Below are 14,562 nucleotides of genomic sequence, written 5' to 3'. Positions count from 1 at the left end.
ATTTGCCATCCCCGCTTGACCTTGGCCGCCCTTGCCTCAAAAGCGGCCCGACCATGGTCTTTCCCTTCTCCCGTCGCCCCCATTATGCCGACCCTTCTTCCGAAGCCGCGAAGGAAACGCCGGGCGGTTTCATCAAATCGTTGGCGATCCTCGCGATTCTCGCCTGGCTGCTGAGAAGCCTGATCGTCGCTCCGTTCAGCATACCGTCCGGATCGATGCTGCCGACGATGATGATCGGCGACTATCTGTTCGTGTCGAAATGGCCGTACGGCTACTCCAGCGCGAGCTTTCCGTTCGAATTCCCATCATTCAAGGGGCGAGTATTCGGCTCCACACCCGAGCGCGGCGATATTGTCGTCTTCGAAGGGCCTGAAGGCGCCGATGTGGTCAAACGGGTCATTGGCCTGCCAGGCGACACCGTCGCGGTTTCGGGCGGCCAACTTGCCCTCAATGGCAAACTCGTACAGCGGGTGCGAATCGAAGATTATTTGATGCCGGTTTCTCCCAACAGCCCGTGCCGCGTCGTGCCGCCGGCAGTCGCGATGACGCGGCCCATGGAGGATGGAAGCCAGGGTTGTGTCTACCCGGCATACCGCGAAACTCTGCCGGGCGGGCGGAGCTATGTGGTGCTCGATCAAACCGATGCCGGCCCGGCCGATAATTTCGAACCGGTGACAGTGCCGCAGGGCGCATTGTTCGTAATGGGAGACAATCGCGATGACAGTCTCGACAGCCGCTACCGTGTCGAAGCAGGCGGCATGGGCTTCGTGCCGATCGACCGCGTCGTAGGCCGGGCGGAACGGGCCTTCTGGTCAACCGACGGCGGCGCGTCCTGGTTCAACCCACTGAGCTGGTTCAGCGCATTGAGAACCGACCGGATCGCTACCGACTATCACCCATGAGTGAGCTTCCTCCCTTCATCGCGGAAGCGTTGGGCCGCGCGCCTCGCGAGGCCAGCCTGTTCGAGCGTGCGGTAACGCATGGCAGTCATGGCCGCGAGACCTATGAGCGGCTCGAATTCCTCGGCGACCGGGTGCTTGGCCTGGTGGTGGCAAGATGGCTCTACGAGCGCTTTCCAACGGAGCCCGAGGGCAAGATGAGCCGCCGTTATAATGCGCTCGTAGCGCGAGAGACCTGCGCCGAAGTCGGCCGGTCGCTTGGCTTGCCGCGCCACATCCGCCTCGGCAAACAAGCGCGGGAGGACAATGCCGGCCTGAGCGATAATGTCATCGGCGATGTCGTCGAGGCGATTATCGGCGCGATTTTCCTTGATGGTGGACTCGAACCTGCCGAAGCCTTTGTCCGGTCACAATGGTCACCGTTCCTCGACGGCCAGCAGCGCGCTCCTGTACATCCAAAATCAGGCCTCCAGGAGCGCGCAGCGGAGCGAAAGCTCGGCGTTCCTCTATATGAGCTGGTTTCGCGCTTCGGACCGCATCACTCGCCGCGGTTCCGGGTAAAGGTAAGCCTTGGCAAGCACGGCGAGGCTGAAGCCGAAGGTGACTCAAAGCAGGAAGCCGAAACCGCCGCCGCAGCCGCGCTTCTGGAGAAAATCAAATGACCTCTCGTTGCGGCCTGGTCGCGGTGCTTGGCGCCCCCAATGCGGGCAAGTCGACGCTGGTAAATGCGCTGGTCGGGCAGAAGGTCGCGATCGTCAGCCCCAAGGCGCAGACCACCCGCGCTCGCCTGATGGGTATCGCGATCGAGGGTGAATGCCAGATGTTGCTGGTCGACACGCCCGGCATCTTCAGTCCCAACCGACGGCTCGACCGGGCGATGGTCAAGGCAGCCTGGGAAGGCGCCGAGGACGCAGATCGGATTGTGCTGGTGGTCGACGCCGCGGCGAAGGTCGGCTCGCGCGTCGAAGACATGCTCCAGGGTGTCGAAAACCGACCAGAACCCAAAATTCTCGTCCTGAACAAGGTCGACATTGCGAAGAAGGAAGACTTGCTCGTTGTTGCCGCGAAGCTCGCCGAGCGGCTGAAGCCTGAGATGGTGTTCATGATCTCCGCCACAGCCGGCGATGGCGTTGCCGACCTTAAGCGCCACTTGGCTACAGCGATGCCCGAGGGCCCATGGCACTTTCCCGAGGATCAGCTGAGTGACGTCACCGACCGAATGGTCGCGGCCGAGCTAACCCGAGAGCAACTCTATCACCAACTCCACGCCGAACTCCCTTATTCGAGCGCCGTAACGACCGAGAAATGGGAGGATCGCAAGGACGGCTCGACCGTCATCCACCAGCAAATCCTGGTCGAGCGCGACAGCCAGAAGGCGATCGTGCTCGGCAAGGGGGGAACGCGATTGAAGTCGATTGGACAGGCGGCACGCGCCGAGATCGCGGAACATCTCGGCCGCAAGGTCCATCTGTTCCTGCACGTGAAGGTAAATCCCCGATGGGACGAGGATCGCTCACTCTATCAGGACATCGGGCTGGACTGGGCGGACTGAAATTGGCCAGTCCGTCGCTTTTGCCCTATACTTCCAAGGCTCGGACCATTCGTCGGATGCCTTGGGGGCGGAACGATGGACATTCGGGTCTTCTTTATAACCAATCGTGACTACAAGCCTGCCAATCAATCCCTGTTCGGATCGCATTTCAATCCGGATGGTGTGGGGGCAATTCGATTCGGTCACGCGCAGTTCGGAACAGGTTCCGGAAAGTTACAGCCCGGGCCCGTCAATGTTTATCCGGAAGTGCGAGGCGAAACTCCGGATGAAGGCTTCCAAAGAGCTGGGAGCGCAAGCTTTTTTGAAGATTTGCGACAGCAGATGCAAAATGGCTGCGCCGACACCGTCGTATTCATCCACGGTTTCAACGTTAGCTTCAGAGATGCACTGATGGCTGCGGCGCTTTTCTCGTCTCAGCTCATCGTCGGCGGCAAGCCAATCAACGTCGTGTTATTCAGTTGGCCTTCCGACGGCAAAGCTTACCCGTGGATGTCATATTATAGCGATCGCGAGGATGCCCGATCGTCGGGCGCCGCTGTGGCGCGGACGTTCCTCAAATTGCTGGACTTCCTTTTGTCCCTCAAGGACGACGAGCGCTGCGGCCGCTCGCTTCACCTGTTGGCGCACAGCATGGGCGCCTATGTGCTCAGGCAAGGGCTTCAAGCCCTGATTGCAAAAGATCCAAGGCAGCTCTTGCGAGTTTTCAATGAAATTATCCTAGCGGCACCCGACGAAGACGACGACGCGTTTGAGACCGAGGCCAAGCTCAGGCTCCTGCCGAAGCTTGGCATGCGGGTAACCGTCTATCACAATGAAAGCGATCGGGCGCTTTTCATCTCCGATCACACGAAGGCCAACCCCGACCGGCTCGGTGCCGAAGGACCGCGAATGCTCGACCTGCTGCCAAAGAAAGTGGTTACTGTGGATTGCGGCAAGGTGGCCAAGGCCGCGGATGCACTCTCCCACCATACGTTTTTCATCAATTGCCCGCCGGTTTCAGCGGACATCAAGGCAACCATCCAGGGAATGGACACTTCCGCTATTGGCAACCGTCAAGTTATTCGGCCGGAATTGGCGTATAGAATTCGCGGGTAACGCATGCGCGCCAACCGATCGAAACGCGCCACACCCTTCACTTGACGCCCTGCAATAACTGCTCGACCCATTCCGGCACCAGCGTCGCTGCTGGCCCGTATCGCCGTTCGTCGAAGAAAATGCTGCCCTGACTTGGTTCAAGGTTGATCTCGATCGTCCTCGCCCCGCAGTAGCGCGCTGTCTGCACGAAGCCTGCAGCCGGGTAGACCGCCCCCGACGTCCCGATCGACACGAAAAGGTCGGCGTTCATCAATGCCTCGTCGATCCGTTCCATTTCATATGGCATCTCACCGAACCAGACGATGTCGGGCCGCACCCGTCCCGCAACCTGGCAGACCGGGCAAGCCGACTCTTCTCCCATCGGCCCGTGCCAGCCGAACCGTTCGTCGCAGGCCTGGCACCAGCCGCTGTTCAGTTCGCCATGCATGTGCAGAAGCCGATTTGTCCCGGCTCGCTCGTGCAAATTGTCGACATTTTGGGTGACGATCAGCAGTCCGCCGGGCCATTCGGCATCGAGCCGTGCTAGCGCATTATGCGCGGCATTTGGCTCGACCTCATCCGCCCGCGCCCGCCGAGCGTCATAGAATGCGTAAACCAGCGCCGAATCCCGTACGAAAGCCTCCGGAGTCGCCACTTCCTCGACGCGATGCCCCTCCCAAAGTCCGTCAGGTCCGCGGAATGTCGCTAGCCCGCTCTCCGCGCTGATCCCCGCTCCAGTCAGGACGACGATATTGGGAACATCCGCCATTTCACCTCGTTGACACTTCTGTAAGTAAGTTGGATGATCCTGCCATTGTGAACCAAGCCTATCAGCACCCGATCGGGATATGTCCGTCCGACATTGATCACATGGGCCATGTGAACAACAGCGTTTACCTCAAATGGGTGCAGGAAGCGGTCGTTGATTTCTGGGAAAAGGTGGCGCCGCCGGAGGCTGTGGCGCAGCACCTGTGGATCGCGCTCAGCCATGAAATCAAATATCGGCGCCCAACCTTCCTCGACGACCTGGTCGTGGCGGATGTGATTGCGGAAAAGGTGGAGGGCGCCCGAGCCTTCTTCACCACCATAATCAAGCGTGGCGAAGAGGTGCTGGCCGAGGTTAAAAGCACATGGTGCTGCCTTGACGCGGTTTCGCGCAGGCCCGCGAGACTGGCTCACGACATAGCTCAGCGGTTTCTGGTGGACTGAGACCAAGCTTAATTCCTGTTAAATTTCCGTTAGGAGCGACTCGCTCCACTGTGGTTGGTGCGCCTCCGGAACGACGGGTTTCGTCAGGGAGTTCTCTGTCACCGAGAGTGAGCGCCGGTCCTTATGGCCGGTAAGCCGTCTAAGTGCGGCAGGAGCGGGAATATAACATGCGCAAACTTCTGATCGGCGCCGCGGCGCTGGCCATCTCCATGACCTCGACGCCGACAATTGCCCAGCAAAGTTCGATGAAGGCTGGTCCATTGTGGACTGCGGCCCGCATTAACGTCCTCGAGGGGCAGATGCAGAACTACATGGATTATCTGACCAAGACTTGGATGGCGAACCAGGACTTCGCCAAATCTCAGGGCTGGCTGCTCGAATATCACGTCCTGCAGAGCGTCAATCCGCGCGACGGCGAACCCAATATCATCCTTATTACGCGCTACAACGACTTCCCGTCGGCGGAGGAATCCGAACGGCGAAACGATATCATGAACAAGCGGATGAACCAGGACGCGCATAGCGCAGCGGCGTCTAGCGGTGCTCGCAACTCTATGCGCGAACTGATGGGAAGCGCCCTTTATCGCGAGATGCTGAAGCGCTGAACGCCGGGGCCGGTGCCCTGCGCATCGGCCTCATTCACTCATGAGAGGAAGAGATCATGAAAGGCACCTATCTGACGCTCGTGTTGATTTCAGTAGCACTTTCCGGCTGCGATACTGGGAAAAAGGCCGAAAAGGCTGCCGCCGTCGACACAAAGGCCATCGAGCAGGAACTGAAGTCGATCGAGACGGCGTGGGTCGCCGACTATAGCGCGCGCGACATCGACAAGCTTGCCGGTCACTATTCTGACGACGCCGCTATCGCGAATCCCGGATCGGCATTGGCAACGGACGACATGATGCGGCGAGCGGAAATCGGCAAATTCATAGCCGATCCGAGCCTCAAGCTCGATTTCGCCAGTGACAGGGTACAAGTAGCGCAGTCCGGCGACTTGGCCTCTACCCGAGGCCATTTTACGGCTGAGACGACCGATCCCGCGACGAAGAAGGTCAAGAAGGAAACGGGAAGCTACCTCACCGTCTGGGAAAAGCAGGCGGACGGCAGCTGGAAAGCGGTCGAGGACTTCGTCACGCCCGGACCGGCAGCAGCCCAATAGCATCCGGTCCGGCCGTTAGGTGTTGATGCGGGAATGACCGAACCAGCAATCCGCATCGGCATCGGCGGTTGGACCGATGATCCGTGGCGCTGCGGCGCTGGCATTGCAGGAACGACTGGGCATTGCGCCCGCTTTAGCCTTCCGCCATCACCCAGCCATGCGCACCGACCAGCAACCCGTCCGCATCGCCCTGTTCGCACCGGAGGGCCGCATGGGGCGCGCGATCCAGGCGGCAATCGCGGAGGATGCGGACTTCGAGTTGGCCAATGACAATGGCGAAGTCCTGGTCGATTTCTCTGCCCCGGATGCATTGCGAGCAAGTCTCGACCGTGCAGTTTCGGCAGGGGTTCCCCTATTGGTTGGAACGACCGGCCTGATCGACGAGCATGAACAGCTTATCGCCGATGCGGCTCGAACCATTCCAATTCTTCGCGCTCCCAATACGTCGCTGGGAGTTGCTTTGCTCGCCGACCTCACCGAACGCGCTGCACGCGTGCTTGGGCCGGATAAGTGGGACATTGAGATCGTCGAAGCGCACCACAATCGCAAGGCAGATGCCCCATCTGGTACGGCGCTCTATCTGGGCTCCGCAGCGGATCGAGGCCGTGGCGGTAATTCGACGGAAGAGCGCGGCCGAGATGGAACCGGCCTGAAGCGCCACCAGGGCGCGATCGGCTACGCCGCGATCCGGGGCGGCACGGTCGCCGGCGATCATGACGTGATGTTCCTCGGTCCGGACGAGCGTTTGATTCTGTCGCACCGGGCCGAAAGCCGCGCGATCTTTGCCCGCGGCGCGCTGGCTGCAGCCCGATTCCTGCGCGGCAAGCCGGCAGGCCTCTACTCAATGCGCGATGTAATTGACGCCGCATGAAGAAAGCCGACGTTTTCGAATTTTACCGGCGCCTCGCCGAGGCCAATCCGGCACCGGAGACCGAGCTCGAATATGTAAATCCCTATACGCTTCTGGTTGCCGTCGCGCTTTCGGCACAGGCGACAGACGTCGGTGTCAACAAGGCAACGCGTTCCCTGTTCGCCAAGGTCACGACGCCGCAACAAATGCTCGACCTGGGTGAGGATGGGCTGAAGCAACACATCAAGACGATTGGCCTGTTCAACACCAAGGCCAAAAACATCATTGCCGCGGCGCAAATCCTGGTCGATGATTTTGGCGGCGAAGTGCCTGAGGAGCGGGAGAAGCTGGAAACGCTCCCGGGGGTTGGCCGCAAGACCGCCAACGTCGTCCTGAACGTTGCCTATGGCCAGCCGACCATCGCCGTGGACACCCATATCTTTCGCGTCGCCAATCGCACCGGCCTGGCGCCCGGCAAGAACCCGCTCGAGGTCGAACTAACGTTGGCCAAGGTAACGCCCGATCCGTTCGTCACCCATGCACACCACTGGCTGATCCTGCATGGCCGCTACATCTGCAAGGCGCGGCTGCCCGAATGCTGGCGATGTCCGGTCGCGGACCTATGCGCCTATAAGCCCAAGACATCTGCGCCCAAGGCTAAATCCAGTAACGCTCCAGCCGCTCGCTGAGCCCGGTCAGCAGTTCATATTGCGATAGGCCCGACGCCTCGGCCGCAGTGGGCAGTTCGTAGTCCATCGTCACCCAATCACCTTCGGCAAGCTCTGGCGCGGCGGTGACATCCAGAGCGACGAGGTCCATCGAAACGCGCCCGATCAGCGGCAGCGTCCTGCCGTCGAAACTTGCCGAGCCCTTTCCGGCAAAGCAACGCAAATAGCCGTCGGCATAACCAATATTGACGATCGCCGCCTCGGTGTGGGCGTCAGCCCTCCAGGTCGCGCCATAGCCGATGGTCTCGCCCGCGCGAACAATGCGCCGCTGCATGATCTCTGCCTCTGGGAATGCAACCTGCGAAATATGGCCTGCCGCCTCGATGCGGGGCACGCCGCCGTAGAGCGCAAGACCGGGGCGCACGAGGTTGAACGCATAGTCGGTGCCAAGGCAGATTCCGGCGCTGTTAGCGAAGCTGTAACGGCGCGCCTTCACGGTCGCCGCGACTGCGGCGAAGCGGTCCCGCTGGACTGCATTCATCGCATTGTCCTCGTCGGCGCGGGCCAGATGACTGTGCAGGGTGTGGATGTCCAGTCCGTCGAGCAAGTCGATCTCGTCGGTACGGAGCCCCAGCCGATTCATGCCGGTGTCGATCATCACATCGCAGGGGCGATCCGAGGCCTCACTTTTCCACCGAGCGACCTGTTCGGGCGTGTTAAGCACTGGTCGGGCCCTGCTGCCGATCGCGGCGCCGATATCGTCCGGGCCCACGCCGTGCAGTACGCAGAGTTCGGCGCCTTCCGGCAGCGGCCCGAGCGCATGTGCTTCCGCCCAGGTCGACACGAAGAAATCGCGACAGCCGACCTCCGCAAGCAATCTCGTGACTTCGACCGCACCAAGGCCATAGCCGTCGGCCTTTATCGCCGCGCCGGCGGTGACACCGGCGGTGCGTTGCAGCCAACGCCAATTGTTCTGGAGCGCGAGCGAGTCGAGACGGAGGCGAAGGGCGTGGTGGGTCACGCGCCCTGCCCTAGCCACAGCTCTCGATGTCGTCGAGCCAGACGATCAAAACATGCGCGACCCGTTGGGTACGGGCCGTTCCGGCATCAGCAGGACGATGTCGTCATTGTCATCAGCGAACCCAAGGGTCAGCACTTCCGACATGAAAGGGCCAATCTGCCTCGGCGGGAAATTGACCACGCCAGCTACCTGCCGACCCACCAACTCATCGGGTCCATAATGAACGGTGATCTGTGCGGACGAGCGCTTGATCCCGATTTCGTCGCCGAAATCGATTTTCAGCTTATATGCAGGCTTGCGGGCCTCCGGAAATCGCACAGCCTCGATGACCGTGCCAATCCGGACATCGACTTTCAGGAAATCTTCAAAATTGATCGGTGAAGTCATCAGTCAGTCCGCTCCGAAGCTCCGATAGCCTGATCCCAATTGTGCCCGTCAAATTTCTCGACCGCCAGTTCAACCGGCTGGTCGAGGCAGTTTGCGTTAACGCTCCAGGCATTGGGATGACTGCGCGGCTGATAGAAACTCTTGACCCCGCACACTAAGCAAAACAGATGCTCGGCCGCGCCGGTGCCGAAGCGGTAGCTGGTGAGCTCGTCCGCACCCTGCTCGAGCCGAAATTCCTCATGCGGCACCATGACGTGCAGGAAGCCGGTCATAGAGCAGACCGAGCAATTGCAGTCGAGCGCGGGAACGGGGGGGTCGGGTAGCGACGCCCGGAATCGAACCGCGCCGCAATGGCATCCGCCTGATACGGTGATCATGGCGGATACCTATTGCGGCGCGGTGCCGGCGACAACCTAGGCTTTAGCGGGAGGCAACCTCGATTGGCTGGCTTGAAGCGGCGGCAATGCGCTGGTCGCGGTCGCTGGCAACACTTGCCAACGTCTCTGCGCGGCAGCGGCGAACATCATTCTTTCCCGCGACGTCGACGTCATACGCCGTCCCGCAAACCTCCTTGGCAGCGACCGACAGGCGATGGTCGAGTGCGCGCTGCCCGGCCTTGCTCGACAGGTCGAGGTCGGCGATGTGGACGGTGCTGGTGACGGTTACAGGCGGCTCGGCAAGCGCTGGAGAAGCAGTGAAGGCCAACAGAGTGGCGATGAAGATCTTGGTCATGTCGCATTCCCTTTTCTGGGGCCGGAATGTCCGGCGCGACCCTTCTATTAGTCCCGATTCGCAACCAATGTTAGAAACGATGTTGCGCAACCGTTCTGCAATAATGCAGAATGCAAATTGACCAGCTTGGCCGCATGAGGCGCCGATGCTCGATTGGAATGACCTTCGCTATTTCGTCGCCGTGGCTGAGCAGGGCAGCACGCTCAAGGCCGGCCGCGCGCTTCGTGTGAGCCAGACGACGGTAGCGCGCCGCATCTCCGCGTTGGAAGAATCGGTCGGCCTGATTCTGTTCGATCGACGGGCTGCCGGCTATGCAATGACTCCCGACGGCGAAGCACTTCTCCGGCATGCTCGCCAGGTCGCTGCTGCTGCAGAGCAATTCCAGACGATAGCGGCATCGCGCGGGCGCGATCTTAGCGGCGTGGTCCGGCTGACTACCCAGGAAATATTTGCTGTCACGCTGCTGGCACCGATGCTCAAGGAACTGCACGACCAACATCCCGAGATTGTGATCGAGCTCGACACCGAGCAGGAATTGCTCGACCTCGGCGAAGGCCAGGCAGACATTGCGCTCAGGAGCACTTCACAGGAATCGCCGGCCGGAGTCGTGGGGCGGCGCCTCTGCGTCGACGACTGGACGCTTTACTGCAGCCGCGAATATGCGGCAGCCCATGGCGTTCCGCGCAACCGGTCCCAGCTGAAGAAGCATGCCATTATTGGCGGCGGCGGCGGCAAGCTGTGGCTCCACTACGAGGCCTGGCTGCGTTCCCTGGGGTTGGAAAATCAGGTTGCGATGCATCATTCGTCATCGACGGGCTTGCTGTCCGGGGTGCGCTCGGGCTTCGGGCTGGCGGTGTTACCATGCGTTGTCGCTGACGCCGAACCGGATCTCATCCGCTGCTTGCCGCCTCGCGACGACCACGGCAGGAACATGTGGTTGCTAACCCATGAGCGCGTGCGCCACACCCCAAGGGTCAGGCTTGTAATCGATTTCCTCTACGAGCGACTGGCGAGGCACGTGCGCGCTTTAGAGGCGCAACGCGACGCCGCCTAGGCCACTCGGCCGCCACGCCACTCAGGCATTGGCCGCTCGCCAAGCGCCACCTCAACTGCCGCTGCCGATAGTAGACGGGTGGAATCGAGGATCGGCAACGGCGACACATCCCGGGTGATAAGCAGCGGTATTTCGGTGCAGACCAGCGCCACCGCGTCGCAGCCCTCGGCCTTCAGTTTTTCGATGATCCGAACATATTTGGTGCGCGCAACATCGGTGAACATGCCGAGGCAAAGCTCATCCATGATGATGTCGTGAACCTGCCGCCGATCCGCCTCGTCCGGAACGGCCCAGCCAATCCCCCGGCGGCCAAGCGCGCCCGGATAGACCGGACCGGTCATTGTCCAGTTGGTACCGAGGATGCCGACCTTGGTCCTCTCGTCGCGCCTTGCTTGCTCGGCCACGACTTCGCCGATGTGTAGGGCCGGGATTGGAAACGGGTCGCCCGGCGATTCCAGCGCGATATGGGCCGTGTTGTCGGGCAGCACGAAGAAATCGCAGCCCGCGGCCTCAAGCCTTCTTGCGTCTTCCATAAATGAGCCACGCAACTGCGCATTGTCGCCCCGTTCCCATGCTTCAACCATCAGTGCCATTGGGCTGCAGGTCATGGTGATTTCCGGGTGCATATGCGCGCCGAGCCGCTTCACGCCTTCGAGACATGCCGTCCGAAAACAAAGTGTCGCACCCTCGAAGCTGTGCGCCAGGATGCCGATGTGTTTCATTCCACTGTGACGCTCTTGGCAAGGTTGCGCGGCTGGTCGACGTCGGTGCCCTTGGCCACGGCGACGTGGTAGGCGAGCAGCTGCACAGGCACCGCGTAAACCAGCGGCGCGATCAGCGGGTGAACCTCAGGCATCTCGATTGTCGCGACGCACCCGTCGCCTGCCTCGGCCAGTCCCTTGGCATCCGAAATGAGGATGATCTTGCCGCCGCGGGCGCGGACCTCCTGCATATTGCTGACGGTCTTCTCGAACAGCGGACCCGACGGCGCCAGCACGATCACCGGCACCAGGTCGTCGATCAGCGCGATCGGTCCATGCTTCATTTCTCCGGCGGCATAGCCCTCGGCATGGATATAACTGATTTCCTTGAGCTTCAGCGCGCCTTCCAGCGCCATCGGATAGTCCGGCCCGCGGCCGAGATAGAGCACGTCACGCGCCGGCGCGACGAGGTGGGCGTGCTGGGCAATGTCATCGTCATGGCCGAGCGCCAGGTTCATCGCTTCCGGCGCTTCCTGCAGATGAGCGACGATCTCCCGCTCTTCCTCCTCGCTCATTCGACCTTTGGCGCGGGCCAGGTTGGCGGCAAGCGCGGCAAGCACTGCCAGCTGGCAGGTGAAGGCCTTGGTTGAGGCGACACCGATTTCCGGCCCCGCATGAGTCGGCAGCAGCAGGTCCGCCTCGCGCGCCATAGAACTGGTCGGGACATTGACCACAACAGCGATGACCTGGCCTTCCTCCCGGGCGTGACGCAGCGCAGCCAGTGTGTCCGCCGTCTCGCCCGACTGCGAAATAAACAGCGCAAGCCCGCCCGGCTCCAGTACCGGCTGGCGGTACCGAAATTCGCTCGCCACATCGATGTCGACCGGCACACGGGCGAATTGCTCGAACCAATATTTGGCGACCATGCCGGCGTAGAAACTGGTCCCGCAGGCGACGATCGTAACGCGGTTGACCGTGCTCAGGTCGAAATCGAAATCGGGTAGCGCGACCTTGCCCTCGAACGGGCGGACATAGCTTTGGAGAGTCTGGGCAACCACGATCGGCTGCTCGAAAATCTCCTTCTGCATATAGTGGCGATAATTACCCTTCTCGATCCGCGCCGACGATGCCCCGGACTCGACGATCACGCGGGTCACAGGCTGGTTCGCTCGGTCGTAGATCTGGATCCTGTCCCGCTCGACGACCGCCCAGTCGCCTTCCTCCAAGTAGGCAATCTTCTGGGTCAGAGGCGCCAGCGCCAGCGCATCGGAACCGAGGTAATTCTCACCCTGGCCATAACCGACGGTCAGTGGCGCACCCATGCGCGCGCCGATGATCTGGTCGGGATAGTCCTTGAACAGGAAGGCGATGGCGAATGCGCCATGTAGGCGCGGCAAGACGGTCGCGACGGCATCGGTCGGCGATGCGCCTCGCTCGATTTCACGCGCGACCAGATGCGCGACCACTTCGCTGTCGGTTTCGCTCAGGAATTTCCGGCCATCGGCCAACAACTCGTCGCGCAACGGCTTGAAATTCTCGATGATGCCATTGTGTACCAGCGCCACCGGTCCTGCGATGTGCGGGTGCGCATTGTCGACGGTCGGCGCGCCATGCGTCGCCCAGCGCGTGTGGGCAATGCCAACGTCCCCGTACAGCGGTTCGACGGTCAACTCACGAGCGAGATTCTCAAGCTTGCCTTCGGCACGGCGACGCTCGAACTCGCCATTTTGCACAGTACAGATACCGGCCGAGTCATAACCGCGATATTCGAGGCGCTTGAGACCGTCGAATAGGCGCTGCGCTACCGCTTCGCGACCAACGATCCCGACAATGCCGCACATATTATTTCTTGTCCTTCTTCGCCTGCTGGCTTTTGCGAAAGCGAGCTGCCCAGCCGGCAAATCCCTTCTGCTCGCCCCGCGCGATGACGAGTTCGTCGGCGGCTACATTCTTGGTCACAACCGAACCCGCTCCAACGATTGCACCCGCCCCTATGCTGACCGGCGCGACCAGTGCGCTGTTCGAACCGATGAAGGCTCCTGCGCCAATCTCGGTCTTGTACTTGCCGAACCCGTCGTAGTTGCAGGTGATCGTACCGGCGCCGATGTTGGCCTTTTCGCCCACCTCGGCATCACCGATGTAGGATAGGTGGTTGGCCTTGGCTCCCTTGCCAAGATTGGCCTTTTTCACCTCGACGAAATTACCGACCTTGGCCCCCTCGCCCAACAAAGCGCCAGGACGGAGTCGGGCGAACGGACCAACCTCGCAGCCGGTCGAAATGATCGCGCCCTCAATGTGCGAAAAGGCGCGGATGGTAGCGCCATCCGCGATCTTCACGCCTGGACCGAACACGACGTGAGGCTCGATCGTGCAGTCGCGGCCGAGTTCCGTGTCGGCCGAGAACCAAACGCTTTCGGGATCGATCAAAGTCGCACCTTGCTCGAGCGCTTCCTCGCGCCGCCGCCGCTGCCAGTCGAGCTCCAGATGCGCCAACTCTGCGCGACTGTTGACCCCCGCGGTTTCGAACGGCTCGCCCTCGATCGCCACGGGCGCCCGACCCTCTTCCTTTGCGATCATGACGATGTCGGGAAGGTAGTATTCGCCCGCTACATTATCGTTGCCGACCTTCGCCAGCCAGCGGAACAGGTTTTTCGAGCCCACCGCCATCATGCCGCTATTGCACAGCCTGACCGCGCGCTCGGCCTCGTCGGCGTCCTTATATTCGACCATCTTCGCGATGTGGTCGGCATCGCTCAGGATCACTCGGCCATAGGTCTTGCCGTCGTCTGGCGAGCTAGCCAGCACTACCACGCCGGGGTCGTCTGGCTGGGCGAGCCGATCGAGCATTCGCCCCAATGTCTCCGCGGTAACGAATGGCGTATCGCCATAAAGAACTAAGACGGGCCCATCGAAACCGGCAAGCGCCTCTTCAGCCATTTGCACCGCATGACCGGTGCCCTTCTGCTCGGCTTGCAGGGCGGTCGCTACGCCATGGCCGTGGAGCGCTGCCTCAAGCTGTTCGCGGCCCTTGCCGACGACGACGACACGTCGATCCGAACCCATCGCTTCCACGGTTGAAAGCAAATGGAGCAGCATCGGCTTGCCCGCGATCGGGTGTAGCACCTTATGGGTGTCGGAACGCATGCGCGTGCCCTGCCCAGCGGCAAGGATGACGACCGAAAATTTCGACTGATTCATGGCGTCGCCATTACACGCCCTTCACGCCTTTGCCATAGGAGAAGGGCCCCGGTTTCAA

At 61.3% G+C, this 14,562-nt stretch carries 18 protein-coding genes; 10 read left to right on the top strand and 8 right to left on the bottom strand.

The genetic code is table 11. The features are described 5' to 3' along the window. Nucleotides 1-53: 53 nt before the first annotated feature. The 4 genes from lepB (at nucleotide 54) to LVY65_RS01580 (ending at nucleotide 3,546) form a co-directional block, all read left to right on the top strand. Nucleotides 54-902, top strand: a complete 849-nt coding sequence (gene lepB / locus LVY65_RS01595; RefSeq protein ID WP_235066260.1) for a signal peptidase I — start codon at nucleotides 54-56, stop codon at nucleotides 900-902. Then, nucleotides 899-1,561, top strand: coding sequence for a ribonuclease III (gene rnc / locus LVY65_RS01590; protein ID WP_235066259.1), 663 nt, complete (start codon nucleotides 899-901; stop codon nucleotides 1,559-1,561). Before lepB ends, rnc begins: the two co-directional genes overlap by 4 nt. Further along, entirely contained in the window at nucleotides 1,558-2,451 is an 894-nt protein-coding gene (gene era, locus LVY65_RS01585) for a GTPase Era (RefSeq protein WP_235066258.1), read from the top strand. Before rnc ends, era begins: the two co-directional genes overlap by 4 nt. Nucleotides 2,452-2,526: 75 nt before the next feature. Beyond that, nucleotides 2,527-3,546, top strand: coding sequence for an alpha/beta hydrolase (locus LVY65_RS01580; RefSeq protein ID WP_235066257.1), 1,020 nt, complete (start codon nucleotides 2,527-2,529; stop codon nucleotides 3,544-3,546). Between the two features lie 37 nt (nucleotides 3,547-3,583). Here LVY65_RS01580 and LVY65_RS01575 read toward each other — a convergent pair whose 3' ends face one another. Beyond that, nucleotides 3,584-4,294 carry an NAD-dependent deacylase gene (locus LVY65_RS01575; protein WP_235066256.1) on the bottom strand — a complete coding sequence of 237 codons (711 nt, stop codon included), beginning with the start codon at nucleotides 4,292-4,294 and terminating at the stop codon, nucleotides 3,584-3,586. Between the two features lie 47 nt (nucleotides 4,295-4,341). Here LVY65_RS01575 and LVY65_RS01570 point away from each other — a divergent pair, with 47 nt between their 5' ends. The 5 genes from LVY65_RS01570 (at nucleotide 4,342) to nth (ending at nucleotide 7,432) form a co-directional block, all read left to right on the top strand. Further along, entirely contained in the window at nucleotides 4,342-4,734 is a 393-nt protein-coding gene (locus tag LVY65_RS01570; protein WP_328282466.1) for an acyl-CoA thioesterase, read from the top strand. A 167-nt stretch (nucleotides 4,735-4,901) separates the two neighbouring features. Beyond that, on the top strand, nucleotides 4,902-5,339 hold the full coding sequence (locus LVY65_RS01565) for a hypothetical protein (RefSeq protein WP_235066255.1): 438 nt from the start codon (nucleotides 4,902-4,904) through the stop codon (nucleotides 5,337-5,339). Between the two features lie 56 nt (nucleotides 5,340-5,395). Further along, nucleotides 5,396-5,893 (top strand): YybH family protein, encoded by a 498-nt coding sequence (locus LVY65_RS01560; protein ID WP_235066254.1) that lies wholly within the window; start codon nucleotides 5,396-5,398, stop codon nucleotides 5,891-5,893. A gap of 157 nt (nucleotides 5,894-6,050) precedes the next feature. Beyond that, nucleotides 6,051-6,764, top strand: a complete 714-nt coding sequence (gene dapB, locus LVY65_RS01555; RefSeq protein WP_408021971.1) for a 4-hydroxy-tetrahydrodipicolinate reductase — start codon at nucleotides 6,051-6,053, stop codon at nucleotides 6,762-6,764. Continuing rightward, nucleotides 6,761-7,432: an endonuclease III gene (nth, locus tag LVY65_RS01550; protein WP_235066252.1), complete on the top strand. Its 672-nt coding sequence runs from the start codon at nucleotides 6,761-6,763 to the stop codon at nucleotides 7,430-7,432. The genes dapB and nth overlap by 4 nt, the downstream gene beginning before the upstream one ends. Here nth and alr read toward each other — a convergent pair. From alr to LVY65_RS01530, 4 genes are read right to left on the bottom strand one after another with little or no spacing between them, the layout of a single operon-like run. Next, entirely contained in the window at nucleotides 7,401-8,432 is a 1,032-nt protein-coding gene (alr, locus tag LVY65_RS01545; RefSeq protein WP_235066251.1) for an alanine racemase, read from the bottom strand. The two genes, nth and alr, sit on opposite strands and share 32 nt — an antisense overlap. 45 nt (nucleotides 8,433-8,477) lie before the next feature. Beyond that, nucleotides 8,478-8,819, bottom strand: a complete 342-nt coding sequence (locus tag LVY65_RS01540; protein WP_235066250.1) for a tRNA-binding protein — start codon at nucleotides 8,817-8,819, stop codon at nucleotides 8,478-8,480. After that, on the bottom strand, nucleotides 8,819-9,196 hold the full coding sequence (locus tag LVY65_RS01535) for a GFA family protein (protein WP_235066249.1): 378 nt from the start codon (nucleotides 9,194-9,196) through the stop codon (nucleotides 8,819-8,821). Before LVY65_RS01535 ends, LVY65_RS01540 begins: the two co-directional genes overlap by 1 nt. Nucleotides 9,197-9,239: 43 nt before the next feature. Continuing rightward, entirely contained in the window at nucleotides 9,240-9,551 is a 312-nt protein-coding gene (locus LVY65_RS01530; RefSeq protein WP_235066248.1) for a UrcA family protein, read from the bottom strand. 145 nt (nucleotides 9,552-9,696) lie between these two features. Here LVY65_RS01530 and LVY65_RS01525 point away from each other — a divergent pair, with 145 nt between their 5' ends. Beyond that, nucleotides 9,697-10,605 (top strand): LysR family transcriptional regulator, encoded by a 909-nt coding sequence (locus LVY65_RS01525; RefSeq protein ID WP_235066247.1) that lies wholly within the window; start codon nucleotides 9,697-9,699, stop codon nucleotides 10,603-10,605. Here the strand turns inward: LVY65_RS01525 and LVY65_RS01520 are convergent. From LVY65_RS01520 to glmU, 3 genes are read right to left on the bottom strand one after another with little or no spacing between them, the layout of a single operon-like run. Continuing rightward, nucleotides 10,602-11,327, bottom strand: a complete 726-nt coding sequence (locus LVY65_RS01520; RefSeq protein ID WP_235066246.1) for an aspartate/glutamate racemase family protein — start codon at nucleotides 11,325-11,327, stop codon at nucleotides 10,602-10,604. The genes LVY65_RS01525 and LVY65_RS01520 overlap by 4 nt on opposite strands. Then, nucleotides 11,324-13,147, bottom strand: a complete 1,824-nt coding sequence (gene glmS / locus LVY65_RS01515; protein WP_235066245.1) for a glutamine--fructose-6-phosphate transaminase (isomerizing) — start codon at nucleotides 13,145-13,147, stop codon at nucleotides 11,324-11,326. Before glmS ends, LVY65_RS01520 begins: the two co-directional genes overlap by 4 nt. A gap of 1 nt (nucleotide 13,148) precedes the next feature. Continuing rightward, complete coding sequence (gene glmU / locus LVY65_RS01510) at nucleotides 13,149-14,504, bottom strand: bifunctional UDP-N-acetylglucosamine diphosphorylase/glucosamine-1-phosphate N-acetyltransferase GlmU (RefSeq protein ID WP_235066244.1); 1,356 nt, start codon at nucleotides 14,502-14,504, stop codon at nucleotides 13,149-13,151. Between the last annotated feature and the right edge of the window lie 58 nt (nucleotides 14,505-14,562).

It is taken from the genome of Sphingomonas cremea, from assembly GCF_021502585.1.
GTDB classification, from domain to species: Bacteria; Pseudomonadota; Alphaproteobacteria; order Sphingomonadales; family Sphingomonadaceae; genus Sphingomicrobium; species Sphingomicrobium cremea.
This window is presented reverse-complemented; position numbering and strand designations above follow the sequence as displayed.

Excerpts from the sequence above, each read along its gene's own strand:
- LVY65_RS01565 (WP_235066255.1), top strand. The coding sequence starts at position 4,902 with ATGCGCAAACTTCTGATCGGCGCCGCGGCGCTGGCCATCTCCATGACC.
- lepB (WP_235066260.1), top strand. The coding sequence starts at position 54 with ATGGTCTTTCCCTTCTCCCGTCGCCCCCATTATGCCGACCCTTCTTCC.
- LVY65_RS01535 (WP_235066249.1), bottom strand. The coding sequence starts at position 9,196 with ATGATCACCGTATCAGGCGGATGCCATTGCGGCGCGGTTCGATTCCGG.
- LVY65_RS01530 (WP_235066248.1), bottom strand. The coding sequence starts at position 9,551 with ATGACCAAGATCTTCATCGCCACTCTGTTGGCCTTCACTGCTTCTCCA.
- LVY65_RS01575 (WP_235066256.1), bottom strand. The coding sequence starts at position 4,294 with ATGGCGGATGTTCCCAATATCGTCGTCCTGACTGGAGCGGGGATCAGC.
- rnc (WP_235066259.1), top strand. The coding sequence starts at position 899 with ATGAGTGAGCTTCCTCCCTTCATCGCGGAAGCGTTGGGCCGCGCGCCT.
- dapB (WP_408021971.1), top strand. The coding sequence starts at position 6,051 with ATGCGCACCGACCAGCAACCCGTCCGCATCGCCCTGTTCGCACCGGAG.
- LVY65_RS01540 (WP_235066250.1), bottom strand. The coding sequence starts at position 8,819 with ATGACTTCACCGATCAATTTTGAAGATTTCCTGAAAGTCGATGTCCGG.
- glmU (WP_235066244.1), bottom strand. The coding sequence starts at position 14,504 with ATGAATCAGTCGAAATTTTCGGTCGTCATCCTTGCCGCTGGGCAGGGC.
- LVY65_RS01525 (WP_235066247.1), top strand. The coding sequence starts at position 9,697 with ATGCTCGATTGGAATGACCTTCGCTATTTCGTCGCCGTGGCTGAGCAG.
- era (WP_235066258.1), top strand. The coding sequence starts at position 1,558 with ATGACCTCTCGTTGCGGCCTGGTCGCGGTGCTTGGCGCCCCCAATGCG.
- LVY65_RS01580 (WP_235066257.1), top strand. The coding sequence starts at position 2,527 with ATGGACATTCGGGTCTTCTTTATAACCAATCGTGACTACAAGCCTGCC.
- LVY65_RS01520 (WP_235066246.1), bottom strand. The coding sequence starts at position 11,327 with ATGAAACACATCGGCATCCTGGCGCACAGCTTCGAGGGTGCGACACTT.
- nth (WP_235066252.1), top strand. The coding sequence starts at position 6,761 with ATGAAGAAAGCCGACGTTTTCGAATTTTACCGGCGCCTCGCCGAGGCC.
- LVY65_RS01560 (WP_235066254.1), top strand. The coding sequence starts at position 5,396 with ATGAAAGGCACCTATCTGACGCTCGTGTTGATTTCAGTAGCACTTTCC.
- glmS (WP_235066245.1), bottom strand. The coding sequence starts at position 13,147 with ATGTGCGGCATTGTCGGGATCGTTGGTCGCGAAGCGGTAGCGCAGCGC.